Below are 25,034 nucleotides of genomic sequence, written 5' to 3'. Positions count from 1 at the left end.
CGATCAGCGCGGCGTGCCGTCGCCGGCCTCTTTGGGCTCGGCGGGCGGCACCGGGTCGGCCGGCACGGTTTCGGCGGGTTCGGTGGCAGGCAGCACCGGCAGGTCGGTCACGACCGGCTGCGGCTTCTGCGGGAGGACCAGCGGGCCCTTGTTGCCGCAGGCGGCGAGCGCGATCAGGCAGGCGGCGGCGACAGCGAGACGGGGGATATTCATGGGTCGATGGTAGCGCGGCCCGGCGGCAGGCGGGAGTGCGGGCGCCCGCGGTTCAGGCGTCGCCGCGGGGTTCCGGGCGGTGCCACAGCCAGTTGCCGACGATCGCCATCACCGCGATGCCGGGCACGGCCAGCCAGCGGTTCGGCATGAACAGCAGCATCACGATGGCCGAGAGCGCCATCATCGTGATGGCCAGTTTCTTGGCGCGACGGCTGACCGCGCCATTCGCCTGCCAGTCGCGGATCATCGGGCCGAACTGGCGATGCGCCAGCAGCCAGGCATGCAGGCGGGTGGAACCGCGCGCCGCCGCGAACGCCGAGAGCAGCACGAACGGCACCGTGGGCAGGCCCGGCAGCACGATGCCGATGAGCCCGAGCGCGAGGCTCACATAGGCCAGCAGCCACCAGCCCCAACGCACGACCCCGCGCGAAGGCGGGGTCGGCGGGGTGGCCTCCGGCGCGGGATCAGGGGGTGCGGGCATCCGCGCCTGCGGCCCCGAGCTGGTCGAGCATGAACGCGTACATCTCGGCGTTCTCGCGGTAGCGGCGGAAGCGGCCGGACTTGCCGCCGTGGCCGGCTTCCATGTTGGTGCGGAACAGCACCGGGTTCGACGAGGTGTCGAGGTCGCGCAGGCGGGCGACGTACTTGGCCGGTTCCCAGTACTGCACCTGCGAATCCCACAGGCCGGTGCCGACGAACATCGCCGGGTAGGCCTGCTTCTTCAGGTTGTCGTAGGGGGAATAGCTGAGCATGTACTCGTAGCTTTCCTTGCTGGTTTCCGGGTTGCCCCACTCGTCGTATTCGCCGGTGGTGAGCGGGATGCTGGCGTCGAGCATCGTCGTCACCACGTCCACGAACGGCACCTGCGAAATGATCACGCGGTAGTCCTGCGGCGCCATGTTGGTGACCGCGCCCATCAGCAGGCCGCCGGCGCTGCCGCCCATCGCGGCGACGCGGTCCTTGGCGGCGTACTTGTTCTCCACCAGCCAGCGGGTGACGTCGATGAAGTCGGTGAAGGTGTTCTTCTTGTGGAACATCTTGCCGTCTTCGTACCAGGCGCGGCCCATTTCCTGGCCGCCACGGATGTGCGCCAGCGCATAGACCATGCCGCGGTCGAGCAGGCTCACCACGGTGGTGCTGAAGCCCGGATCCATTGACGCGCCATAGCTGCCGTAGCCGTACTGCAGCAGGGCGGCCTTGCCGTCGCGCTTGAAGTCCTTGCGGTAGACCAGCGACACCGGGACTTTGGTCTTGCCGTCACGCGCCGGCACCCAGACGCGCTCGGTGGTGTACCTGGACGGGTCGTAGCCCGGCACCGGCTGCTGCTTGAGCTGGCGGCGTTCGCCGGTCTTCACGTTGAGCTCGTAGGTGGTGCCCGGCGTGGCCAGCGAGGTGTAGCTGTAGCGCAGCCAATCGGTGTCGGCCTCCGCGTTGACATCGAGGCCCATCGAATACGCGGTCTCGTCGGCCTTGACGTATTCGTCCCTGGCGCCGTCGCGCAGGATGCGCACACGCTCCAGGCCACCGGAACGCTCGGCCACCGCGCTGAAGCCGTCGAACAGCTCGATGCCTTCGATGAACACCTGCGGGTCGTGCGCGATCCAGTCCTTCCATTCGGTGCGCGAGGCGGCATCGGTCGGCGCGGTGACGATCTTGAAGTTGGTCGCCTTGTCGGCGTTGGTGCGGATGACCCAGCGCCCGCCGAAGTGGTCGGCATCGTATTCAAGGTCGCGCTCGCGCTTGGCCAGCAGCTTGAATCCGCCCGGCGCGGCGGCCGGCGTGTACCACTGCTCGTTCGACACCGTGCTGTCGAGCACGATGGTGATGTACTTGTCGTCGCGGGTACGGCCGAGGCCCATGTAGAAGGTGTCGTCCTTCTCCTCGTACACCACCGGGTCGTCCTTGGGGTCGGTGCCGACCACGTGCTTCTTCACCCGCTTGGTCAGCAGGGTCTTGGGGTCGTTCTCGATGTAGAAGAAGGTCTTGTTGTCGTCGGCCCAGACGCCGTAGCCGGCGGTGCCGGGGATCGCCTCCGGCAGCGTCTCGCCGGTCTTCAGGTTCTTGACGTGCAGCGTGTACTGGCGGCGGCCGTTGGTGTCATCGCCATAGACCACCCAGTTGTTGTCCTGGCTGACGCTGCGGCCGCTGATGGCGTAGTAGTCCTTGCCGGCGGCCATCGCGTTGACGTCGAACAGCACGTCCTCGCCCTTGAAATCACCGGCGTTGTTGGCGGCCTGGATCGCCACCGCATCGACGCCCGCGCCATCCTTGCGGCGCGCGTGGATCGGGTAGTCCTTGCCCTGCTCGAAGCGCGAGTAGTACCACCAGCCGCGGTCGCGGTACGGCACCGAGCTGTCGTCCTGCTTGATGCGCGCGACGATCTCGTTGTAGATCCGGTCTTCCAGCGGCTTGAGCGGTGCCATGTAGGCATCGGCGTAGGCGTTCTCGGCTTTCAGGTAGTCGAGCATCGCCTTGTCCTCGCGCTTGTCGTCGCGCAGCCAGTAGTACTCGTCGTTGCGCTCGGCGCCGTGCGGGGCCTTGACGACATGCGGCTTCTTGGCCACGTCGGGCGGGGTGGGTGTCTGGGCGGCCTGGGCGTTGGTCAGGGTCATGGCGAGCGCGAGCGCGACGGCGAAGGGATTGGGATTCATATGCGGTCTCCAGCGGCTGAATGCAAACGCCCCGCCGGAGCGGGGCGCTGCAGGGTCACTTGTTGAGTTCGTTCCAGAGGAAGGTGTAGGCCAGCGCGGTCATGTGGGCGCGCTGCGCGTTGTTGGCCGCGCCGCCGTGACCGCCTTCGATGTTCTCGTAATAGAGGACGTCCTTACCGGCGGCTTCCATCTTCGCCATCATCTTGCGCGCATGGCCCGGGTGGACGCGGTCATCGCGGGTCGAGGTGGTGAAGAGCGTCGGCGGGTACTGCTTCGACGCATCGAACAGGTGGTAGGGCGAGAACGTCCGGATGAAGGCCCACTCCTCCGGCTTGTCCGGGTTGCCGTATTCCGCCATCCACGAGGCGCCGGCCAGCAGGTGGCTGTAGCGCTTCATGTCGAGCAGCGGCACCTGCACCACCACCGCGCCGAACAGCTCCGGGTACTGCGTCAGCATGTTGCCCATCAGCAGGCCGCCGTTGCTGCCGCCCTGGATGCCGAGGCGCTTGGCCGTGGTGATCTTGCGGGCGACCAGATCCTGCGCGACCGCGGCGAAGTCCTCGTAGGCCTTGTGGCGGTTCTGCTTGAGCGCGGCCTGGTGCCAGCGCGGGCCGTATTCGCCACCACCGCGGATGTTGGCGACCACGTAGGCGCCGCCCTTCTCCAGCCAGCCCTTGCCGATGCCGCCGGAATAGCCCGGCGTCAGCGAGATCTCGAAGCCGCCATAGCCGTACAGCAGGGTCGGCGTGCTGCCGTCGAGCTTCATGTCCTTGCGGTGGACGATGAAGTACGGAACCTTGGTGCCGTCCTTCGAGGTGGCGAAGTGCTGCTCGACCACGTCGCGCGAGGCGTCGAAGAACACCGGCATCGACTTCAGCTTCTCCGGCGCCTGGCCGATCTCCGCCAGCGACAGCGTGGTCGGGGTGAGGTAGTCGGTGACGGTCAGCCAGACCGCGTCGGATTCATCGCTGTCCTCCGCGCCCACGCCGATCGTGCCCATCGCCGGCGCGCCGGTGAACGCGGACGTCTTCCAGCCGCCCTTGCCCGGGGTCAGCACGCTGAGCTTGTTCTTGACGTCTTCCAGCACGTTGAGCACGACGTGATTCTTGGTCCAGGTCACGCCGGCCAGCGAGGTGCGCTCGGTCGGCTGGAACAGCACCTCGAAATCGCGCTTGCCGGCCATGAAGTCATCGAACTTCGCCACCAGCAGCGAGCCGCCCTTGTAGGTCTTGCCGCCGACCGTCCAGTCCTCGCGCGGCTGCAGGGTCAGCCATTCGCGGTGCACGCCCTTCTCCACCGAGTTGGGCACGTCGATCTTGGTCAGCGTGCCGTCCTTGCCGCGCAGGTACAGCTCGTCGTTGTAGAAGGCGACCGCGTTGCTGACAAAATCGCGCTCGAAGCCCGGCGTGTCGTCGTGCACGGCGGCGATGTACATGTCGGTCGGCTTGCCTTCGTACACCACGGTGGCCGCCGACATCGGCGTGCCGCGCTTCCACTGCTTGGTGATGCGCGGGTAGCCGGAGGTGGTCAGGCTGCCGTCGCCGAAATCGGTCTGGACGAAGACGGTGTCCGCATCGATCCAGCCCAGCGAGCCCTTCGCCTCGGGCCGGAAGAAGCCGCCTTCGACGAACGTGCGGGTGTCGATGTCGAACTCGCGGGTGACATCGGCATCGGCGCCGCCGCGCGAAAGCGCGACCAGGCAGCGGGTATAGGCCGGGCGCAGGCAGCTGGCGCCGTGCCAGACCCAGTTCTCGTTTTTCCGCCTTGTTGAGAGCGTCGATGTCGAGGACGGTTTCCCACTTCGGGCTGGCCTTGCGGTACTCGGCCAGCGTGGTGCGGCGCCACAGGCCGCGCGGGTTGGCCTTGTCCTGCCAGAAGTTGTAGTACCACTCGCCCTGCTTGTAGACGCCGGGGATCTTGGCGTCGCTGTCGAGGATGGCGAGGATCTCGGCTTCCAGCTTCTTGAATTCGGGGGTCGATGCCAGCGCGGCCTCGCTCTTGGCGTTGCGCTCGCGCACCCAGGCCAGCGACTTGTCGCCGCCGACATCCTAGCCACTGGTATGCGTCGGCGTCGGTCAATGCGGGCATGGCGGTCTTGTCCTGCGGCTGTGCGGGGGCGGCGGTCAGGGCGGGGCTGGCGGCGGCCAGCAGGGCGATGGCACCGGCCAACGGCGCGGCATGGAGCAGTTTCGACATCTCACATCCATACGGAAACGGGTGATCGCGGACGCTAGCACAGCCCCCGGAACCGGCCCCGGGCCGGAAGTCATGCGGAAGGGAGGTGGCGATGCGGCTTCGGCGAGACCCGCACGGCGCGGCGACGCCTCGCCTGCACCGGCACCGGGCGACGGCGCCCACGGGCCACGGCCATGTCCGAAGCCGGCATCGACCCCTGATCGAGACGCTGCAGGCCGTGCCAGCCCAGCCAGGCCGAAAGCGGCAGGCCGACCAGCCACAGCGGCAGCCAGCCGAAGGTTGCGGTGTGCGCCTGCGCGAACGGCAGCAGCACGGACGCCGAAAGCCCGGCCACCAGCGCCTGCAGCAGCCAGCGGTCAGTGGCGGGACGCGGTTGCGGGTGACGGTTCATGGCGGCGCTCCTGTCGGGTGGAGGGCCAGACTGCGGCGGCCGGGTCGCACCGGCTGCGATTGGCCCGCGCGGGGCTCAGTCGTAGTTGGAGCGGGCCAGGTCCAGCAGGGTGCGGGCCTGCGCGCGCAGGCCTTCCGGCTCGACGATCTCGGCGTCGGCGCCGTAATGCAGCACGTCCATCAGCAGCTCGCGGCCGGCGCTGTAGGGGATCTTCAGTTCGTAGCGGCCATCGGGCAGGAAGCGGCCCTGCTGGCGCGAATGCCAGCGCTCGTCGGCCACCCAGCGCGCGGCCTTGGCGCTGAAGACGATGGTCGCCCAGCCCTTCGGCTCGCCGGAAAAGATGCCGTAGCTGCCGGCCAGGTGCTGGTCGAGGTCGGCTTCGGCGACGTCGATCGCCGCCTCCTTCATCAGCTGCGCGCCGCTGATCCGGTCCACCGAAAAACTGCGCAGCGCCTCGCGGTCGTGGTCCCAGGCGTCGAGGTACCAGTTGTCGCGGTAATGGGTGATGCGCTGCGGCGAGACCGTGCGCCGGGTCTTTTCGTCGGTGGAACGCGCGCGGTATTCGAAAGCCAGCCGCACGCGGTCCAGCACGCCCGAGGCGACCATGCGGAAGCTCGCCTCGTCCAGCTTGCGGGTGCGGTGCGGGATGACCCGGACCCGCTCCACCGGCCAGCGCTTGCCCCCGGCCTGCTCGGACAACAAGGCTTCGACGCGCTGCTGCAGCGGCGCCATCGCCGACGACAGCACGCCGCCGCCGGTGCGCGACAGCAGCTGCTGCGCGGCGAGCAATGCGTGCAGTTCCTCCGACGACAGCCACAGGCCCGGCAGTTCGAAGCGGTCGGACTCGTTGGGGTCGTAGCGGAAGCCGGCTTCGCCATCGCCCACGATCGGCGCCATCAGGCCGTCGCGCAGGAAGGCGAGGTCGCGGTAGACCGTGGCCCGCGAGCAGCCCAGCTCCTCCTGCAGGCGCTTGACGTTGACGGGGTAACGCGCCGCCTTCAGCAGGCGGTGCAGCGCGGTGATGCGTTCGTAGCGGTCCATGCCCGGATTATGCGCGATGGCCGCAGGCCGGCATCACCTCCGTTGCACGGTTCAGCCGGCCGCGGCGATCAACTCGCCGGCACCGGCGTCCAGCAGCATCGCGGCCACGCGCTGGCCGAGTGCCTCGGGCGCATCGACCGGGCCGCGCGCCTCGGCACGCAGGCCGCCACCCCGCGCGACATCGCCCACCAGACCCTGCAGGGACAGCTGCGCGCCTTCGAGCCGCGCCAGCGCGGCCACCGGCACGTGGCAGCTGCCGTGCAGCGCCCGGTTCATCGCCCGCTCGGCGCTGACGCACAGGCGGGTCGGCGCGTCGTCGAGCACGGCGAGCAGCGCGGCGACCTCCGGCTGGTCGTCGCGGCATTCGATGGCGATGGCGCCCTGGGCCGGCGCCGGCAGCCAGGCGGGCGCATCGAGGCGGGCGCGGATGCGGGCAACGAAACCGAGTCGCTGAAGGCCGGCGCAGGCCAGCAGGATCGCGTCGTAGTCGCCGGCATCGAGCTTCGCCAGCCGCGTGTTGACGTTGCCGCGCAGGTCGCTGATCCGCAGGTCGGGGCGAAGCCCGCGCAGCTGCGCCTGCCGCCGCAGCGACGAGGTGCCGACGTGCGCGCCTTCGGGCAACGCGGCGACATCATCGACATGATGGCTGACAAAGGCATCGGCGTGGTCGGCGCGCGCCAGGATCGCCGGCAACACGAAGCCGGGCTCCAGCTCCATCGGCACGTCCTTGAGCGAATGCACGGCGCAGTCGGCCTCGCCGCGCTGCATCGCGATCTCCAGTTCCTTCAGGAACAGGCCCTTGCCGCCGATCGCCGCCAGCGAACGGTCCAGCTGCTCGTCGCCGCGGGTGGACAGCGGCACCAGCGCGATTTCGATGCCGGGGTGCGCGTCGCGCAGGCGGTCGGCCACGTGTTCGGTCTGCCAGAGGGCGAGCGGGCTCTTGCGGGTGGCGATGCGGAGGGTCTTCATCTGCCCATTATCGCCGCTGGCGCGCTACCAGTGCCGCATCGCCTCGCGCAGGTCGGGCAGGCAGCGGCGGCTGACATCGAGCGGGCGCTCCACGCCGTGCAGGATCGCCTGCGCATGGCCTTCGGCATCGCGCCGCAGTTCCTTGAGCGCATCGCGCGCGACCAGGCAGTTGCGATGGATGCGCAGGAAGCGGGTCGCCGAACTCCTCCTCCAGCGATTTCAGCGATTCCTCGATCAGGTCCTCGCCCTGCGCGTGGTGGACCACCACGTATTTCTCCTCCGCCTGCAGGTAGCGGATGTCGGCCACCGGGATCAGCCGGAGATGGCCGCCGAGCCGTGCGCACAGTTGCGTCCGCGCCTGCTGCCCGATCTCCGGCGCCGCAACACCGAGGCGCGCACGCGCGCGGCGCAGGGTTTCGGCCAGCCGCTCCTCGCGCACCGGCTTGACCAGATAGTCGAGCGCGGCGGATTCGAACGCGCTCAGGGCGTGCGCGTCGAAGGCGGTGCAGAAGGCGATCAGCGGCGGCGACGGCTGCGCGGCCAGCTGGCGCGCGACTTCCAGCCCGTCGATGCCGGGCATGCGGATGTCGAGCATCACCAGCTCGGGGCGATGGGTGTCGCAGGCGTGCAGGGCGGCGGCGCCATCGGCCGCTTCGCCGACGATCTCGACATCCGCCACGCGCGAGAGCAGGCCGCGCAACCGCGCGCGCGCCAAGGGTTCGTCATCGACGATGAGTACGCGCATCCCGCTTCCTCCCTCGCCCGATCTTAGTGCGGCCGGGCGATGCCGTCATGCCGCGCTCAGCGCAGGCGCGCATCCATCCACGCGGCGAGGTCGGCGATTTCTTCCGCGCAGACCTGGTGCTGCATCGGATACGCATGCCAGTCGACATCGAAACCCAGCGCGCGCATCTGCTGCGCGCCAAGTTGGCCGGCGGCGAGCGGCACGACGGGGTCGAAGCTGCCATGCGCCATGAACACCGGCGGCCTGGGCGCATCCGCCGCGGGCGGCGCATCCGGCGCCATCGGCAGATAGGTGGACAGCGCGATGAAGCCGGCGACCTGCAGGCCGTTCGCCGCGGCGGCCAGCGTCACCGCCCCGCCCTGCGAGAAGCCGGCCAGCAGGGTGCGTTCGCGCGGGATGCCGCGTTCGATCTCGCGCGCGACCAGCGTTTCGACCGTCGCCATCGATTCGCGCACGCCCTCGGCATCGGCGCGGTTGGTCAGGCTCATTTCGCGGATGTCGTACCACGCGCGCATCCGCATGCCGCCGTTGATCGTCACCGGGCGCACCGGCGCATGCGGAAACACGAAGCGCAACGCCGGCCAGTCCGGGCGCAGCAACTCGCCGACGATCGGCACGAAGTCGTTGCCGTCCGCACCCAGCCCGTGCAGCCAGATCACCGTCCACTGCGGTTCGGCGGCGGTCTGGTGTTCGACGGTTTCGGGCAGGGACGTGGTCATCGCGGACTCCGGCGGGCGGGACAGGATGCCACGCGCATCCGCACCCGGCTATTCGATGGGGATGTCGAAGAAGGTGTCCGGCGTGGGTTCCGGCTTGAAGGTGAAGTGCCACCACTCCATCGCGTAAGGCGCGAAGCCGTGGCGCCGCATCGCATCGCGCAGGCGGTCGCGATTGGCACGCTGCAGCGGGGTGACGCGCGGATCGTCGGTGTTGGCGAGGCTGTCGAAGAAATCGAACGGCGTGCCCATGTCGATGTCGTCGCATCGCCCCTCCGCATCGCAGCGTTCGATGCCGAGGTCGAGGGTCCCGGCACGGCTGTGGCCGGAACGCTCGGCGATGTAGCCGCCTTTCACCAGCGTGGATTTTTCGAGGTTGGGATAGAACGCCGGCTTGGTGCGCTGGTCGTTCGCGTCCTGCGCCCAGCGCATGAAGTGCGCGACGGCGCGCGCAGGCCGGTAGCAATCGTAGATGTGCAGGCGCAGCCCTTCCGTGCGCAGATCGGTGGCGACGCGCGACAGGGCTTCGGCGGCCTGGCGATGCAGCCAGCAGCGTGACGCGCCGTAGCCTTCGACCGGCACGCCGACGAAGTTGTCATGGCCGGCGTAGCGCATGTCGATGTGCGCATCGGGCACCAACGCGGCGACATCCACCAGACCTGCGGTGTGCGCGGCTTCTGGCATGGGTGCGGATGGCGTGCGCGCGGGCGTGGAGGTGCAGGCGATGAGCGCCAACGCAGCCAGTGATGCAAGGAGAACCGTCCGCTTCATCACGCCTCCGGGATCTGGGCCCACCAGGACTCGATATGTTGTCCTAAGTCATTGTTGAACCAGACCTCTTAATCCGGCTGGCGCAACTCATGACTCACAATCTGACTCACTTCTGGGCGAGCTGGCAGGCCGACCCGCCGTCAGTCGACGCTCAGCGCCTCCCTCTTCGGGTCGGAGACAGGCTACATGAAATCAATCCCGGTGCCGAACGACACCATTTGCGCGCCTTACCCCACCTGACTACCCAGGCCATTAGCGTGTGGTCTGAAGCCGGCCAAGTTGATCATGAGCTGCCCGTGTTATTCGGCCGATGGCGGCCTCCCGTATCGAGCAGGAACCTCCCGAGAAGTGGCCTCAACCTCTTTTTGAGCAGTCGGGCGCGTCGAGCCGTTCCCGATATCACCCTCCGAATTGCCCGTTGTGCGTGAAGCGACGCAGCTCGAATTGGCCTGACTCGTGAATTACGTGACGCCAGCGGGAACGACCCTACTTTTGTGGCGTTTGCTGAGGATGGTGTTCGGAAACCCATCGCGCGGCAGCATCCAGATTCACCCAACCCTCCATGGCCGGCGGATTAAAAGCCTCCCTCAAGCTCCGACAATGCCTGCCTCGGGCCAATGGATCTCGCCGTCAGGGCCGATTCCATTGACGGAGTGCCGGGCGCAAACTAGTTCACGACGCTCGCCAGCCGTTCCAAGGCCGCCTTCCGTCCTGCATCCAGATCGATCACAGGTCGTTTTGGATACGAGTTGGTAGCGCTGGATGCAAGCCACGGCGCATGGATTGCATCGTCGCCAAGATGCGCGAGTTCCGGGATCCACGTGCGGATGTAGCGACCGAGTGGATCGAAGCGCCTGGACTGCGTCACCGGATTAAAGATGCGGAAGTAAGGTGCCGCATCGACGCCAGTCCCCGCCACCCATTGCCATCCCAAGGCATTGTTGGCGAGATCGGCATCGACAAGGGTATGCATGAACCAGGCCGCACCATGACGCCAGTCGATGCCCATGTGCTTGGTCAACCAGGACGCGACCACCATACGCACCCGGTTGTGCATCCAGCCCTCGTGCCAGAGCTGGCGCATGCCGGCATCGACCAGCGGGACCCCGGTAAACCCGCGCTGCCACGCCTCCAATCCCGCCGGGTCATCGCGCCAGGGCATCGCATCGAACTTCGGGTTGAAGTTGGCATGACGGCTGTCCGGCCAATGCTGCAGCACGTAATAAGCAAACTCGCGCCAGCCAAGTTCGGCGATGAACTTGTCCGCGCCCTCACCGCCCCGGCGGCGCGCCGTTTCCATCGCCAGGCCCACGCTGATCTCGCCGAAATGCAGGTGCGGGGACAGGCGCGAGGTGCCTTCGATACTGGGGACATCGCGGTCGTTCGGGTAGGCTTCCATCTGACCGACGAACGACTGCAGCCGCTGCAAAGCACCGGCCTCGCCAGGCGTCCACAGGCGCCAGAAACCCGCATCCCACGCCGGACATGGGGCTTCGATCTGGCCCTTTTCCCTGGCCACGCCGTCGGGCAACGGAAAGCACACCAACTTGCCCGGCGTAGCGCGCGGCCGATATCGCCATGTGCGCAACGCGGCCTTGAAGAATGGCGTGAACACGCGGTAGGGCGCACCGGACTTGCTGTGCACCAGATCGGCATCGGTCAGCACGCGTCCACCGCTGCGTCGTAGCGCCACGCCTTCGCGTGCCAGCGTGACGGCCAGCCGGGCATCGCGCGCATCGCTGTCCGGTTCGTGCAGCGTAGCGATGTGGACGGCAGTCGCGCCGCTGGATGCCGCCAATGCCGGCAGCAGGACATCGGGATCGCCTTCCAGCACGTGCAGCCTGCCGCCGAGGCGTTCGACAGCAACGGCAAGCGCGGACAACGATTGACGCAACCATGCGCGGCTCGCGTCATGGGCCGCGCCGACACCTTCATCGATGTAGACCAGCAGCAATGCATCATGCGACTGGCATGCCCGCTCAAGCGCCGGATTGTCGGCGAGGCGCAGGTCGCCGGAACCAGAAAATCCCGCGATTCATACGCCCCCGGAACGCTTGCGATCCGCGTTTGGCGCGCGCACGGACTGCGGCACCATCCGCAATTTCGTGGTGTCGTAACCCAGCGCCTTGATGCGCGCGATGGCGGCGTCGAGTTCCGGCTGGGGAAGACTCGGCGTTCGCGCCATCAGCCAGACGTAATCGCGCCTGCTGCGTCCAATGATGGTGCGCGAGTAGTCCGGCGCAAGATCGACGATCACGTATTCCGCCTGGATCGGCCAGACGAATTGCATGCCCCAGACGGCATTGTTCGAACCCTCGACGACGGTGCCGACCGGATGCATCGTCTCCACCGGTGCGTCGAATCCGCCCTTGCGCTGGCTGAAGGTCGTGCGGATGCGGCCATCGGGATCGAGGCGGTAGGACTCGACGGCGTCGTAGGCCTCGCGCTCCGGCCATGACGGGATGTGCGCGATCACGTACCAGTCCCCCATGAAGCGCGGCAGGTCGACCGACTCCACGGGCGCTATGGTGGGTTTCGCCGTGGCGCAAGCGCCCAGCAGCATGGCAATGGCGGTGGCAAGCAGCGGCGTGCGCATCACATGGCCTCCTTCGCAAAGCGGTAATGCCCCACCATCCATTCGCGGCCGCCGTCGTAGCCGAATAGCTCGGCACAGGCCATCCAGAACATCCGCCAGCGCTGGAACCACAGCGGCGCGGCATCGCCATAGGCCTGGCGCAGGATCGCCATGACCTCGTCCCGGCGTGCGTCCTGGTTGGCCAGCCAATGGTTGGCGGTGCGCTGGTAATGGGTGCCATCCACCATCCAGCGGTCCTCGATGCGCAGGGCATCCTGGAACCACAGCAGGGTGTCGGCGGCCGGCATCAGCCCACCGGTGAAGAAGTGCCGGCCCATCCAGTTGTCCTTGCCGGCGGTTTCGAACGGATACAGCAGGGTGCGGTGGCAGAAGATGTGCACGAACAGCTTGCCCTGGTCGCGCAGCCAGCCACCGATGCGCCCAAGCAATGTCTGGTAGTTGCGCATGTGCTCGAACATCTCGACCGAGACACAGCGGTCGAATGCGCCCGCGGGCAGCTCGAGCCGATTCACGTCGCAGGTCAGCACGCGGACGTTGCCGAAGCCGCGCTGCTGGCACTGGGCCTCGATGAACTGGCGTTGCGGCGTCGAATTCGAGACCGCGGTGATCCGCGCATGCGGATAGCGCTCGGCCATCCACAGGGTGAGCGAGCCCCAGCCGCAACCGAGCTCGAGGATGTCCTGCCCGTCGGCGAGCTCCGCGCGCTCGGCGTACAGCGCGAGCATCGCGTCCTCGGCTTGGCCCAGCGATTCGTGGCCGCTCGGGTAATAACAGCCCGAGTACTTCAGCCGTGGCCCGAGGCAATGCAGGAAGAACGCGGGCGGCAGTTCGTAGTGCTGGCGATTGGCGGCGTCGGTGTGGATCGCGACCGGGCTGCGGCGCAGTTCGGCGACCAGCGCGGCGTTGCGGCGCGCGGCAGCACCGGGATCGCCCGTGGCTTCGTCACGAAGGCGTTGCGCACACAAGCGGCGGATCCCGAAGCGCAGCAGCGCGTCCGGCAGCAGGCCGCGTTCGGCCAGCCCGAGCAAGCCATCGGCGGGGCGATCGTTGGCCAACTCAATGGCCTGGGTGGCGGCATTCATCGATCCTCCTTGGGGAACCACGGAATCAGCATCGGCGTAGTGCGCTGGTAGCGGGCATAGTCGTCGCCGCGCGTGCGCAGGGCCTGCTGCTCGGTCCACGGAATGCCGCTGACCCAGCGCAGGAACACATACATCACCAGCGGCCCGGACCACGCCAGCCAATGCAGCGGCGAACCCGCCGCCAACAGCACGTAGGCGAACCAGTGCAGCCATTCGAAGAAGTAGTTCGGGTGGCGCGAGTACCGCCACAGCCCGTCGCGGCAGGTCTTGCCATGGTTGGCCGGGTCCGCGCGGAACCGCGCGAGCTGGTGATCGGCAAGCGTCTCGCCGCCAACGCACAGCAGCCAGGCGGCGATGCCGGCGACGAACCAGCCATTCCAGCCTCCCACGGGATTTGCGGCGACCGCGAGGAACGGCAGGGCGAACAGCGCGATCAGCAGCGCTTGGAACTGGAACATCGCCAGCCACTTCAATGGCGCATTGCCCCAGCGCCTGCGCAGTTGCGCGTAACGCCCATCCTCGGCTTCGCCACGAACCCGATGCCACAGGTGCAAGCCGAGCCGCAGGCCCCACGCGCCGCCCAGCACGGCGAGCAAGACGCGCGGCAGCAGTGCGCCACTGCCAATAGCGGCGACCAGAACCGCCGCGCCGCCGACACCGAAAGACCAGACGACATCAACGATGCCGGCGTTGCGGGTCTGTTGCTGGCGCGCCCACGCAAACCCCTGCAGGACCACCGCGACGGCCCAGACAAGCAACAGCGAATGCCAAGGATTCATGCGCGGGCCTCCATTGCTGTCGCGCGGGCCGAACGGGGGCGGCTGGCGATGTGCAGCAGCAGCGGCAGGGCGAGCGCCCAACACGCAGCCAGCCACACCAAGGCCGGCCATGCCGGAGTCGGGAAGGCGACCGCGCCGAAGCCGCGGGCCGCGCCGAGGTAGGCCAGCGGCCCGCCGATTGCGGCGAACACCGAGGCGATGGCCGGGCGCTGCGCGAACCAGGCCATCGAGTGATTCAGGGTGAGCGCGAACGCACCCCACAGCAGCACGATCCACAGCGGAGCGGGCACCCCCGGGATCGGGGCCGCGTAGTCCAGCAGGCCAGTGGCGGCCGCGACGCCATCGACCACGATGCCGCAGGCCAGCGCGGCCACCAGCACCCGACCATCGCCAGCGCGGGTGCGCGAAGCCGACCACTGCAGCGTGATGAAGGCCACGCAGGCCAGCATGCCGATCCAGGGCATGCCGCGTCCCGCGCTGCAGACGACCGCCAACCAGATCGCCTGGTAACCGATCAGGTTGGCCCAGAACGCCACCTCAGGCCTCCAGCAGCCCGGGCAGGTAGGACGCACCGCGGTAGCCGGGCTTGGCCAGCAGCAGGTGGGCGACGCCGATCGAGCGTTCGAGGAAGCCGCCTTCGCAATAGGCGAGATAGAACTCCCACATGCGCAGGAACCGCTCGTCGAAGCCCTGCGCGCGCACGTCCTCCCGGTTGGCGAGGAAGCGCAGGCGCCAGTCGTGGAGGGTGCGTGCATACGACGAACCGAAATCCTCCAGGTGCACCAGCGCCAGGTCGGTGCTGCGCGTCTTCGCGGCCAGCATCGCGGCGATCGACGGGATGAACGAGCCAGGGAACACATGCCGCTTGATGAAGTCGACCGAGCGCACTGCCTGCTCGTAGCGGTGGTCCTCGATGGTGATGGCCTGCACCAGGCCCAGACCCTCCGGCTTCAGCAGGCGGCCGAGGGTGGCGAAGTAGGTGTCCAGGTACTGCGGCCCGATCGCTTCGATCATCTCGATCGACACCAGCTTGTCGTACTGCCCGCGCAGGTCGCGGTAGTCGGACAGCAGCACCTGCACCCGGTCCTGCAGGCCGGCGTCGGCGACGCGCTGGCAGGCCAGCGCATGCTGCTCCCTCGAAATGGTGGTGGTGGTGACGCGGCAGCCGCGGGTACGCGCCGCGTGCACGGCGAACCCGCCCCAACCGGTGCCGATCTCCACCACGTGGTCGTCCGCGCCGAGCCGCAGCTTGTCGCAGATGCGGTCGAGCTTGCGGGTGGATGCGGCCTCGAGGCTGTCGTCCTCGCCGGCGTAGAGCGCCGACGAATACATCAGGTCGTCGGACAGGAACAGGCGGAAGAACGGATTGCCGAGGTCGTAGTGGGCGGCGATGTTGCGGCGCGCGCCGTCGCGGGTATTGCGGCGCAGCGCATGCCAGGCCTTCAACGCCCAGCCGCCGAGGCGCGCGGGACCGCCTTCCATGCCGTCCAGCAGATCGCGGTTGCGCACCAGCAGGCGCACCAGGCCGACCAGGTCGCTGCAGTCCCAATGCCCGTCCATGAAGGCTTCCGCCGCACCCACGCTGCCATTGCCCGCCAGCGCGCGATAGAAGCCGGCGTCGTACACGTGCAGGTGGATGGCCGGGCCTTGCCCGGACTCGCCGAGGACCTTGGTGCCGAGTGGATCGGTCAATGCGATCTCGCCGCCATGCAGCGCATCGAGCTGGCGCAGCAGGCGGCCGCGCAGGAAGCGGTCGAGCGCATCGAACGAGGCGCCGGACGTGGTGCGGACGACGCTGCTCATGCGGGTGTCTCCAGCTTGGCGGGATGGTCGTGGACGGGCGTGCGTTTCAGCCATAGGCGCAGCGCCTGCCAATGGATGCCGGCGATCACCTGCGCGGTCATCAGCGGATAGCGCCAGAGCACGCGGGCGAGCTGGCGCCCATCCAGCGGCCGGCGGTCGAGGGCGAGGTCGGCATCGAACTCGCGGCGTTCGCCGTCGCACACGTCCATGTGCACGTGCAGGTCATCGGCCGGCGGGGTGAACGACCACGCGTACCGGCGCGCCATCGGCAGGAACGGCGAGACGTGGAAGGCCTTGTCGAAGGCCCAGTGCAGCGCGCGCCCGCGCACTTCGGCGGCGGCGACCGGCAGCACGTAGGCGTGGCGTTCCTTCCACGGGGTGTTGGTGATCTCGGCAACGATGCTGTGCAACGCGCCATCCACCGCGTGGCAGTAATAGAAACTCACCGGGTTGAAGGCATAGCCGGCATAGCGGAGGTGGCTGAGCAGCCGCACCGGGCCGGCCGGGCGTTCGCCCGTGGCGAGCGCGACACGCGCGCGCACCGCGTCGGCCAGCGGTTGCGCGGGATCGCCGAGGAAGTCGCTGCGGCGGAATTCGGCCAGGTTCGGGCGTTCATTCGACCACAGCCAGCGGTCGCGGAACACCGCATCGACTTCGTCGAGATCCAGATACAGCTGGGCCATCCCGTAGGCGAATGCATGCGCGCGCGGCGCATGCCGGCGATGCCGCACGCGGCCTTCGTAGATCGCGCTGGCGAAAGCCGTGCTCACGCCGCGGCCTCGAACCGATCCATCGGCAGGGGCGCGCTGTCGGCGCGTGCCTCGCCCGGCCATGCCACGCCCAGGGCGCGCGCAACCTCGACGCCGCTGCGGATGCCGTCCTCGTGGAAGCCCCAACCCCAGTAGGCGCCGGCGAACCAAGTGCGGCGCACGCCCTGGATCTCCGGCTTGCGCGCCTGCGCGGCCACCGAGGCCGGGGTGTACACGGGATGGTGGTAATGGCGGCGGACGAGAATCGATCCGGGATCGATGTCGTGGCTGCGGTTGAGGCTGACCACCAGCGGCGTGCGCACCTGCAGGCCCTGCAGCAGGTTCATGCAGTAGCTCACCGTGCACGCCTGCGCAGGATCGGCCGGCAGGTACGCATTCCACGCTGCCCAGGCCTTGCGATGGCGCGGCAGCAGTCGGGCGTCGGTGTGCAGGACGGTGTCGTTGGCTTGGTACGGGATCGCGCCGAGGATGTCGCGCTCGTCGGGATGCGCGTCTTCCAGCAGGGCCAGGGCCTGGTCGCTGTGGCAGGCCAGCACGACCTGGTCAAAGTGCTCGCTGCCGGTGTCGCAGTGGACCCGCGCGCCCTGCGAATCGCGGGTGACGCCGCGCACCGGCGTGCGCAGCCGCACGCGCACGTCCCAGCGCGCCGCCATCGCCTCGACATAAGTGCGCGAGCCGCCGCGCACCACCCGCCACGGCGGACGGCCGGCGAGTTGCAGCATGTGGTGGTTGGCCATGAACTGGACCAGATACTTCGCAGGGAAGTCGAAGATCCCGGCCGCAGGCGAGGACCACAGCGCGCTGGCCATCGGCACCAGGTGCTGGTCGCGGAAGGCAGCGCCGTAGCGGTGCTCGCGCAGGTAGTCTCCGAGGGTGGGGCCAGGGCCCGTTGCGTCGAGCAGCGCGGGCGCTTCCCGATAGAAGCGCGCGAGGTCGCGCAGCATGCCCCAGAAGCGCGGCGAGGCAAGGTTGCGACGCTGGCAGAACAGGGTATCGAGGGTGGTCGCGTTGTACTCCAGCCTGGAGCCGGCGTCGTGCACCGAGAAGCTCATGGTGGTTTCCTGCGACGCCACGCCGAGCTCGTCGAACAATCGCGTCAGTAGCGGGTAGTGGATCGGGTTGTGGACGATGAAGCCGGTGTCAACCCTCAAGGCTTGCCCGTCGACCACCACGTCGTGGGTGTCCGTGTGCCCGCCCAGGGTCTCGTTCCCCTCGTACAGCACGACGTCGTGCCGGCGCGACAGCAGCCACGCCGCCGACAGGCCGCTGATCCCGCTGCCGACCACCGCGATGCGCATGTCAGTGTCGCCCCGGGTTGACGCGCGCCTTGGCCAGCACCCAGGCCGGCACCGGCTTCAGGTCGCGGACCAGCCCGAACGCCTGCAGCGTGCGCAGGCCGTACCAGGTCAGGTCGATCTCCCACCAGCGGAAGCCCTGGCGGGCGCTGCCCGGGAAGAAATGGTGGTTGTTGTGCCAGCCCTCGCCGAAGGTGATCAGCGCCAGCCACAGGTTGTTGCGGCTGTCGTCGCGGGTCTCGTAGCGCCGCCGGCCCCAGCGGTGGGCCAGCGAGTTGATGGTGACCGTGGCATGGAACAACACCACGGTCGACATGAAGAAGCCCCAGACCAGCAGTTGCGGGCCATTCGTGCGCAGGCCCGGCGCCCAGCGTTCGAGCGCCTCGCCCAGTGCGTACAACAGGACCGCCAATGCGGCCGGCACCACGGTGTCGTAGCGATCCAGCCAGCGCAGCTCGGGGTAGCGCAGCAGGTCGCCGATCCGCGCCGTGTCGGTGCGGAATCCGGCGCGGGTCAGGAACCAGACCGCGTGGCTACGCCAGAAGCCTTTGCGCGGCGTGTGCGGATCGGCCGGCGTGTCGGCGTGCACATGATGGTGCCGATGGTGCGCCGCCCACCACAGCGGCCCGCGCTGTACCGATGCTGCCCCGAGCAGGGCGAACGCGAACTGCACGGCGCGCGAGGTGCGGAAGGTGCGGTGCGAGAAATAACGGTGGTAGAAGCCGGTGATCGCGAACATGCGCGCGACGTACAGGCCCAGCGCGATCCACAGCGCTGCAGGCGACACCCCGACCCAGAGTACGCCGAAGCAGGCCAGGTGCATCGCGATGAACGGCACCGCGCGCAGCCAGTCGATGCGATCGTCGCTGGCAGGGTCGGCGGGCGCGGTGGCGTCGTTATCGATCCAGCGCCGTAGCGCGGCGATGCCGCCTCCGGCCCATCGGCCACCCTGCCCTGCCTCCACCTGCGCCATTTGAGTCTCCTCTGTCCTCTACTCCATACGGCTCGCCGCGACTTTTGGATGCAGCCACGCGCGATCAAAACGCGCAGCGGCCACTAATCGGCTCGCACTGCAGGCATGCGAGCTCGTCGGTGGATGCGCTTTACGGCGTGGGGAAAGGGCGATGCGGACCTGCGGATAGCGGTTGAGCGCGTCACGCACGGTGCCGGTTTCGCTGGGCGCCAGCAAGCATTGATGCTGGATGTGGTGAATCAATCGCACGTCGGGCATGGCGAAACCGAACCAGGTGGCGAGGCGCATGCGCAATCCCGTCGTGCGCCGCGCAACGGCCGCCGGTGTCGACCCGCTGCACCGGCACCGGGAAGAACTGCTTGCGGCTCGGCACCAGGAAGCGCAGCGACACCGCATCGCCGCGCTGCCACGCATGCCATTGGCGTCGCATCGCCCCGTCGAAGCCGGCGTCGATCGCGGCGTCGATCGGCAACGGCAGGCGCGGGCGTCGCCCGCCCCGGTTCCGGCATACACCACCCTCTGGCCATCGCCACCGCGCACGCCTTGCCGGTAGCCATCGCGTCCGTCTTCCAGGCGGAAATTCGGCGCCATCGGCTGCGTCGAGGCGGTCACGCGCTTTCGCGCGGAAGGCGTGCCATCCGGGCTGGGAGCAAGCACCCGATGCTCGCGCGGCGAGTCGTCCGGCAAGTCATGCGATTCGCAGTAAAGCAGGCGCCTTTTCCCAAGCTGGCCTACCTCGGCATGGTCGTGCACCACGGTGGAATTTCCTGCCGCAGCCAAGGGCAGCGTGGCCTGCAACGCCGGCATCCATGCAAGTCGTCGATGCACCACTCGCTCCCTTCGGTATCCGATCTTCTTACGGGGCGGAGAGCGGCGATGGATGCAACCATCAGACGCCGAACAACGGCTGCAGGCGCTTCGCGAACCAACCAGGGAAGCGCAAAGGCGCGTCGAGCGCCGCGACGCAGATACAGGCCTCGCCCATCGCGGTCACCGGTTGGTGTTCGATATCGCCATCGAGATCGGCGACATCGCCCGCAGCGAAATGTCCGAGGGCGTCGTCATAGGCGCCGCGGAGGATCTGGGTGATCTCGCACCCCTGGTGGCCGTGGACGGGCATGCGCTTGCCAGGGCCAATGCGCAACAACAGCATCGTCGCACCGCTGGGGCCAACGGTGCGGACGTAATGCATGCCAGGCCCCATCCAGCGCCATTTCAGCGCGCTGTACGAAGGCCCGAAGTACGGCCGCAGGGGCTGCGGCAAGCGGTCGTGGTCGTGGTCATCGGCTTGCGAAGGCGGGATCGTCGTCGTGGCAGGCGGGCCTGCCTGGTCAAGTCGCTCCAGCATCCGCATCCGCAATGCATCGCGGCCCGCAGCCGGCACCTGGTGCGGCAACTGCTGCCCGATGAGGACACCGCCCACGTGTTCGGCAAGCGCCAGCGCGCGGCGACATTGGGCGCACGTCAGCAGGTGGGTTGCCACGATCGAGGCAACCTCGGGCGACAACGAACCGGCGGCGTGGCTCACCAACGTGGAGGGATCAAGGTGGTGGCGCGGCGTCATGGCACGACTCCCAGTTCGCCCTGCAGGCGTTGGAATGCGCGCCTCAGGTGGGATTTGACGGTACCCAGCGGCATGCCGAGCTCGTTGGCGATCTCCTGGTGGCTCCTCGCCTCGAAGTAGGACATCCGGATCAAGCGCGCCTGCACGGGCGAAAGCGCTTGGATCCGCCGTTCCAGTACCGCCGTGTCGGCGTGTTCTTCCACGGTATTGGGCTCGGGCACGACCTCGAACAAGTGCAGGGTCTTCTCCTGCGCGGTTTGGTAGCGCAGGCGACGCGCCCGGTCGATGGACAGGTTGCGTGCAATGCGGAACAACCACGTGCTGACCGCGCTTCGCCGCGGATCGTAGCTGGCGGCGCTCTGCCAAAGCCGCAGCAGGCTCTCCTGCGCCAGCTCCTCGGCGACTGCCGGCGGCGTTCCCAACCCCTTCAGGTATACGCAGAGGCGCGGCATGAAATGATCGTAGATGCGCATGAAGCTGTCACGATCCCGCGCGGAGGCGACCGCTGACATCGCGCAGGACCAATACGTAGCGTCCTGTATTGGCGCATCCGCCATGGACATACGTCTTCCAGCCTTGAATTCGGTGATGTGTTGGAGGGAGTTGCGCACGGCCATCGTAACAATTACCGGGGGGTCGTCCCGGTAAGTACGCGCCAGCGGACTATTTGGATGCGATCGGACGGGCTATGGGCGTCGAAAAGCTCCCGGTTTCCAATCCTCGACTTGGCAACTGCATCACGGCTTCGATGGCCGCTCTGGGTCGGCAGCTAAGGCAATGAGCGCCAGCATGGGCACCCAAGCCCCATATCGGCCGATTTATGTTCTCTGGCAACGACAAGTTGGCCATTCCGGCCAAACCACTCTTTCCAGAACATGCCCGTTCATCGCGCACCCGGGATCTGGGCCCACCAGGATTCGAACCTGGAACCAAGGGATTATGAGTCCCCTGCTCTAACCGTTGAGCTATAGGCCCGCAGCGGGGAGATTCTAACGTCGCCACCAACACGAAGCCCGCCTTGCGGCGGGCTTCGATGCGTTGCGGTCGATGCGCGCAGCGTCAGTCGATGTCGAGGAAGCTGCGCAGCGTCTCCGAGCGGCTCGGGTGACGCAGCTTGCGCAGCGCCTTCGCTTCGATCTGGCGGATGCGCTCGCGGGTGACGTCGAACTGCTTGCCGACTTCTTCCAGCGTGTGATCGGTGTTCATGTCGATGCCGAAGCGCATGCGCAGCACCTTGGCTTCGCGCGGGGTCAGGCCGGCCAGCACGTCGCGCACGGTTTCGATCAGGTTGATGTCGGTGGTGGCATCGATCGGGGACATCACGTTGGTGTCCTCGATGAAATCGCCGAGGTGCGAATCCTCGTCGTCGCCGATCGGCGTCTCCATCGAGATCGGTTCCTTGGCGATCTTCATGACCTTGCGGATCTTGTCCTCGGGCATGTCCATCTCCTTCGCCAGCTCTTCCGGCGTCGGCTCGCGGCCGTACTGCTGGAGCATCTGGCGGGAGATGCGGTTCAACTTGTTGATCGTCTCGATCATGTGCACCGGGATGCGGATGGTGCGCGCCTGGTCGGCGATCGAGCGGGTGATCGCCTGGCGGATCCACCACGTGGCATACGTCGAGAACTTGAAGCCGCGGCGGAACTCGAACTTGTCCACCGCCTTCATCAGGCCGATGTTGCCTTCCTGGATCAGGTCGAGGAACTGCAGGCCGCGGTTGGTGTACTTCTTGGCGATCGAGATGACCAGGCGCAGGTTGGCCTCGACCATTTCCTTCTTCGCCTTGCGCGCCTGCACCTCGCCGTAGGCGACGGTCTTGACGATCTCGCGGATGTCGCCGAGCGTCAGCAGGTTGGTGTCTTCGAGGCCCTGGATCATCTCCTGCTGGGCAACGATCTGGTCGCGCACGTCACGCAGGCCGGAGCCCCACTTCTGCTTGCGCTTGAGCAGCTCGTCGACCCACTCGAAGTTGACCTGGTTGCCGTCCCACGCCTTCAGGAATTCCTTGCGCGGCATGCCGGCCTGCTTGGTGGCCAGCTCCATGATGCGGCGCTCGCGCATCTTGATCTCCTGCTGCACGTCGCGCAGCTGGTTGACCAGCGCATCGAAGTACGGCAACGGGAACTTGAAGGTGACGAAGATGTCGGCCATTTCCTGGCGCAGCTTGGCCACGCTCTTGTGGCCCGGGCCGTTCTTGGCCAGCGCCTTTTCGAACTTGACCCACAGCGAAGCCATCTCGGTCATGCGCGCGCGCACTTCCTCGGGATCCGGGCCGGAGGGCGCGGCTTCCTCGGCGGCGCCGTCGTCGTCTTCCTCGGCGTCGTCTTCGACTTCCTCTTCCACTTCGATGCCGTTTTCGGCGGCTTCCTCGGCGGCGGCGGCGGCGTTGGCTTCCTCGACGTAGTCGTTGAAGCCGGTCACCACCTCGGCCAGGCGCTTCTTGCCGTCGGCGTGCAGGGCGTAGTCGTCGAGCACCAGCTTGACCGACGGCGGGAACAGCGCCAGCGAAGCCAGCATCTGGTTCAGGCCTTCCTCGATGCGCTTGGCGATGGCGATTTCGCCTTCGCGGGTCAGCAGCTCGACGGTACCCATCTCGCGCATGTACATGCGCACCGGGTCGGTGGTGCGGCCGGTCTCGGTGTCGAGCGCGGACAGCGCGGCGGCGGCCTCCTCGGCGGCGGTGTCATCGACCTCGCGGCCCGAACCGGACTGGCCGGCGAGCAGCAGGGTCTCGGCATCCGGCGCAACTTCGTGCACCTCGATGCCCATGCCGTTGATCATGCCGATGATGTCTTCGATCTGTTCCGGATCGACCAGGTCGTCGGGCAGATGGTCGTTGACCTCGGCATAGGTCAGGTAGCCCTGTTCCAGGCCCTTGCTGATGAGCTGCTTGATTTCGGACTGGGCCTGGCGTTCGTTGGCCATGCGGGCTGCCACCTGAGCGGAAGTGAACCCCCAATTATACCCGTGGTGCGCCCGCGCGGGGGTTCAGGTCCGCAGCAGGAAGGTCACCGGGCCGTCGTTGACCAGGCTGACTTCCATATGGGCACGGAACCGGCCGGTTTCCACCCCCGGCGCATGGCGTGTCCGGCATTCCTCCACCAGTTGCAGATAAAGCCGTTCAGCTTCTTCAGGCGCGGCGGCGGTGCTGAAGCTCGGGCGCAGGCCGGAGGCGGTATCCGCGGCCAAGGTGAACTGGCTGACCAGCAGCAGTTGGCCGCCCACATCGGCCAGCGAGCGGTTCATCCGCCCGGCCTCGTCAGAAAACACCCGGTAGGCGAGCAGCTTGGCGGCCATCTTCGCGATGCGCGCGTCGTCGTCGCCGGGCTCGGCGCAGACCAGGGCGAGCAGGCCGGGACCGATGCGGCCGACGGTTTCGCCTTCGACATCCACCTGGGCACGGGTCACGCGCTGGATCAGGGCAAGCATGCGGCCTCGCCGGACGGGCAACGGGGAGGCCGCATCATCCCCAGCCCGGGGCGGGATGTCGATGCCGCCGCTTACACTCCGCACGATGCGTGCGCCCCTGCTCTACACACTGACCCGGTTGACCGGTCTCCTGCCCTGGCGGGTGCTGCGTGCGCTGGGCGACGGGCTGGCCGGTTTCTGGCGGCGCCGCGATGCGCGCGAAAGCCGGGTGGCGATGCGCGGGCTGGAACTCGCCTTCCCCGAGCTCTCGCCGGGCGAACGCGCCGACCTGCACCGCGCCGCGCTGCGCAGCACCGGCCGGCAGACGTTCGAGACGCTGCGGATCTGGACGCGCCCGGCCGCCGACAGCCTGTCCCTGCTCGACGAAGGCCCCGGCGTGGCGCTGTTCGATGCGGCGCTGGCCAGCGGCCGCGGGCTGATCGTGGCCGCGCCGCACCACGGCAACTGGGAACTGCTCAACCGCTGGCTGGCGAGGAAGACGCCGCTGTCGATCCTCTACGCGCCGCCGGAATCGGCGACGGTCGAGGCCTTCCTGCGCCGGGTGCGCGAGGCGCAGGGCGACGAGGACCGTGTCGAACAGATACGCGCGGAAGGCATCGGCATCCGCCAGCTGTTCAAGCGCCTGCAGGGTGGCGGCGTGGTCGGCATCCTGCCCGACCAGCAGCCGAAGCAGGGCGATGGCGTGTGGGCGCCGTTCTTCGGCGTGCCGGCGTCGACGATGACGCTGGTCGGGCGCCTGGCCGAACGCACCGGCGCCGAGGTGCTCTACGCCTGGTGCGAGCGCCAGGGCGACGGGCCGCGCTTCACCCTGCATGTGGAAGCCGCGCCGCCCGTGATCGCCAGCCGCGATGCGCTGGCATCGGCGACGGCCTTGAACGCGGGCATCGAGGCCATCGTCCGGCGCGCGCCGGCGCAGTACCAGTGGACGTACAAGCGCTGGTCGCTGCAGCCGGAAGGCAGCGCCTTCGCCAATCCCTATTGGCCGGATTGTTACTGATGGCACGGCGGACGGTCGCGCAAACCGGCTAGGCTGGCGCGGTCATCCGCACC

Annotated in this window: 24 protein-coding genes, 1 tRNA gene and 2 pseudogenes; 2 read left to right on the top strand and 25 right to left on the bottom strand. The window is 68.0% G+C overall.

Annotated features, from left to right (window positions below):
* Positions 1-3: 3 nt before the first annotated feature.
* The 20 genes and pseudogenes from lptM to DCD74_RS12875 all read right to left on the bottom strand — a co-directional run bounded on the left by lptM (position 4) and on the right by DCD74_RS12875 (position 19,279).
* A complete protein-coding gene (lptM, locus tag DCD74_RS11380) occupies positions 4-213 on the bottom strand; it encodes an LPS translocon maturation chaperone LptM (protein WP_112927411.1) in 210 nt (69 codons plus the stop codon).
* A gap of 52 nt (positions 214-265) precedes the next feature.
* Positions 266-694 carry a YbaN family protein gene (locus DCD74_RS11375; protein WP_112927410.1) on the bottom strand — a complete coding sequence of 143 codons (429 nt, stop codon included), beginning with the start codon at positions 692-694 and terminating at the stop codon, positions 266-268.
* A complete protein-coding gene (locus tag DCD74_RS11370) occupies positions 678-2,825 on the bottom strand; it encodes a S9 family peptidase (protein ID WP_112927822.1) in 2,148 nt (715 codons plus the stop codon). Before DCD74_RS11370 ends, DCD74_RS11375 begins: the two co-directional genes overlap by 17 nt.
* A 94-nt stretch (positions 2,826-2,919) precedes the next feature.
* Positions 2,920-5,060: pseudogene (locus tag DCD74_RS11365) on the bottom strand (prolyl oligopeptidase family serine peptidase).
* 70 nt (positions 5,061-5,130) lie between these two features.
* Entirely contained in the window at positions 5,131-5,451 is a 321-nt protein-coding gene (locus DCD74_RS11360; protein WP_112927409.1) for a hypothetical protein, read from the bottom strand.
* A 75-nt stretch (positions 5,452-5,526) separates the two neighbouring features.
* Positions 5,527-6,492, bottom strand: a complete 966-nt coding sequence (locus DCD74_RS11355) for a helix-turn-helix transcriptional regulator (RefSeq protein WP_112927408.1) — start codon at positions 6,490-6,492, stop codon at positions 5,527-5,529.
* Between the two features lie 51 nt (positions 6,493-6,543).
* Positions 6,544-7,461 carry a hydroxymethylbilane synthase gene (gene hemC / locus DCD74_RS11350; RefSeq protein WP_112927407.1) on the bottom strand — a complete coding sequence of 306 codons (918 nt, stop codon included), beginning with the start codon at positions 7,459-7,461 and terminating at the stop codon, positions 6,544-6,546.
* Between the two features lie 24 nt (positions 7,462-7,485).
* Positions 7,486-8,206, bottom strand: a pseudogene (locus DCD74_RS11345) (LytR/AlgR family response regulator transcription factor).
* Positions 8,207-8,262: 56 nt separating this feature from the next.
* The gene (locus tag DCD74_RS11340) at positions 8,263-8,925 is read right to left on the bottom strand and encodes an alpha/beta hydrolase (protein ID WP_112927406.1); all 663 of its coding nucleotides are present in this window, start codon (positions 8,923-8,925) and stop codon (positions 8,263-8,265) included.
* A 48-nt stretch (positions 8,926-8,973) separates the two neighbouring features.
* Positions 8,974-9,693, bottom strand: a complete 720-nt coding sequence (locus tag DCD74_RS11335; protein WP_112927405.1) for a M15 family metallopeptidase — start codon at positions 9,691-9,693, stop codon at positions 8,974-8,976.
* A 667-nt stretch (positions 9,694-10,360) separates the two neighbouring features.
* Positions 10,361-11,647: a cryptochrome/photolyase family protein gene (locus DCD74_RS11330; RefSeq protein WP_237049602.1), complete on the bottom strand. Its 1,287-nt coding sequence runs from the start codon at positions 11,645-11,647 to the stop codon at positions 10,361-10,363.
* An 81-nt stretch (positions 11,648-11,728) separates the two neighbouring features.
* Positions 11,729-12,289, bottom strand: coding sequence for a lipocalin family protein (locus DCD74_RS11325; RefSeq protein ID WP_112927404.1), 561 nt, complete (start codon positions 12,287-12,289; stop codon positions 11,729-11,731).
* On the bottom strand, positions 12,289-13,371 hold the full coding sequence (locus DCD74_RS11320; protein ID WP_112927403.1) for an SAM-dependent methyltransferase: 1,083 nt from the start codon (positions 13,369-13,371) through the stop codon (positions 12,289-12,291). The genes DCD74_RS11325 and DCD74_RS11320 overlap by 1 nt, the downstream gene beginning before the upstream one ends.
* Complete coding sequence (locus tag DCD74_RS11315; protein ID WP_112927402.1) at positions 13,368-14,150, bottom strand: DUF1295 domain-containing protein; 783 nt, start codon at positions 14,148-14,150, stop codon at positions 13,368-13,370. The genes DCD74_RS11320 and DCD74_RS11315 overlap by 4 nt, the downstream gene beginning before the upstream one ends.
* Positions 14,147-14,686 carry a DUF2878 domain-containing protein gene (locus DCD74_RS11310; protein WP_112927401.1) on the bottom strand — a complete coding sequence of 180 codons (540 nt, stop codon included), beginning with the start codon at positions 14,684-14,686 and terminating at the stop codon, positions 14,147-14,149. Before DCD74_RS11310 ends, DCD74_RS11315 begins: the two co-directional genes overlap by 4 nt.
* 1 nt (position 14,687) lies before the next feature.
* Positions 14,688-15,953 (bottom strand): SAM-dependent methyltransferase, encoded by a 1,266-nt coding sequence (locus DCD74_RS11305; protein WP_112927400.1) that lies wholly within the window; start codon positions 15,951-15,953, stop codon positions 14,688-14,690.
* On the bottom strand, positions 15,950-16,723 hold the full coding sequence (locus tag DCD74_RS11300; RefSeq protein ID WP_237049601.1) for a DUF1365 domain-containing protein: 774 nt from the start codon (positions 16,721-16,723) through the stop codon (positions 15,950-15,952). The genes DCD74_RS11305 and DCD74_RS11300 overlap by 4 nt, the downstream gene beginning before the upstream one ends.
* Positions 16,720-18,021: an NAD(P)/FAD-dependent oxidoreductase gene (locus DCD74_RS11295; protein ID WP_112927398.1), complete on the bottom strand. Its 1,302-nt coding sequence runs from the start codon at positions 18,019-18,021 to the stop codon at positions 16,720-16,722. Before DCD74_RS11295 ends, DCD74_RS11300 begins: the two co-directional genes overlap by 4 nt.
* A 1-nt stretch (position 18,022) precedes the next feature.
* Entirely contained in the window at positions 18,023-18,991 is a 969-nt protein-coding gene (locus DCD74_RS11290) for an acyl-CoA desaturase (protein ID WP_112927397.1), read from the bottom strand.
* Between the two features lie 18 nt (positions 18,992-19,009).
* The gene (locus DCD74_RS12875) at positions 19,010-19,279 is read right to left on the bottom strand and encodes a hypothetical protein (protein WP_217424257.1); all 270 of its coding nucleotides are present in this window, start codon (positions 19,277-19,279) and stop codon (positions 19,010-19,012) included.
* Between DCD74_RS12875 and DCD74_RS12870 the strand changes: the two genes are divergently transcribed.
* On the top strand, positions 19,278-19,544 hold the full coding sequence (locus DCD74_RS12870) for a hypothetical protein (RefSeq protein ID WP_217424256.1): 267 nt from the start codon (positions 19,278-19,280) through the stop codon (positions 19,542-19,544). The genes DCD74_RS12875 and DCD74_RS12870 overlap by 2 nt on opposite strands.
* A 336-nt stretch (positions 19,545-19,880) precedes the next feature.
* Here DCD74_RS12870 and DCD74_RS11280 read toward each other — a convergent pair whose 3' ends face one another.
* From DCD74_RS11280 to dtd, 5 genes are all read right to left on the bottom strand, one after another.
* Positions 19,881-20,555: a ChrR family anti-sigma-E factor gene (locus tag DCD74_RS11280; protein ID WP_112927395.1), complete on the bottom strand. Its 675-nt coding sequence runs from the start codon at positions 20,553-20,555 to the stop codon at positions 19,881-19,883.
* Positions 20,552-21,172 (bottom strand): sigma-70 family RNA polymerase sigma factor, encoded by a 621-nt coding sequence (locus DCD74_RS11275; RefSeq protein ID WP_112927394.1) that lies wholly within the window; start codon positions 21,170-21,172, stop codon positions 20,552-20,554. The genes DCD74_RS11280 and DCD74_RS11275 overlap by 4 nt, the downstream gene beginning before the upstream one ends.
* Positions 21,173-21,457: 285 nt before the next feature.
* Positions 21,458-21,530: transfer RNA gene (locus tag DCD74_RS11270), tRNA-Ile, on the bottom strand.
* An 84-nt stretch (positions 21,531-21,614) separates the two neighbouring features.
* Positions 21,615-23,480 carry an RNA polymerase sigma factor RpoD gene (rpoD, locus tag DCD74_RS11265; protein WP_112927393.1) on the bottom strand — a complete coding sequence of 622 codons (1,866 nt, stop codon included), beginning with the start codon at positions 23,478-23,480 and terminating at the stop codon, positions 21,615-21,617.
* A 63-nt stretch (positions 23,481-23,543) separates the two neighbouring features.
* Positions 23,544-23,984 carry a D-aminoacyl-tRNA deacylase gene (gene dtd, locus DCD74_RS11260; protein ID WP_112927392.1) on the bottom strand — a complete coding sequence of 147 codons (441 nt, stop codon included), beginning with the start codon at positions 23,982-23,984 and terminating at the stop codon, positions 23,544-23,546.
* 61 nt (positions 23,985-24,045) lie between these two features.
* On the opposite strand from dtd, the gene DCD74_RS11255 reads away from it, so the two are divergent.
* Positions 24,046-24,981 (top strand): lauroyl acyltransferase, encoded by a 936-nt coding sequence (locus DCD74_RS11255; protein ID WP_407072203.1) that lies wholly within the window; start codon positions 24,046-24,048, stop codon positions 24,979-24,981.
* Positions 24,982-25,034 lie beyond the last annotated feature (53 nt).

Origin of the sequence: Lysobacter oculi (assembly GCF_003293695.1) — a bacterium.
GTDB lineage: Bacteria > Pseudomonadota > Gammaproteobacteria > Xanthomonadales > Xanthomonadaceae > Solilutibacter > Solilutibacter oculi.
The sequence above is the reverse complement of the archived record's forward strand: the minus strand, read 5'-3'. Positions and strand labels throughout refer to the sequence as shown.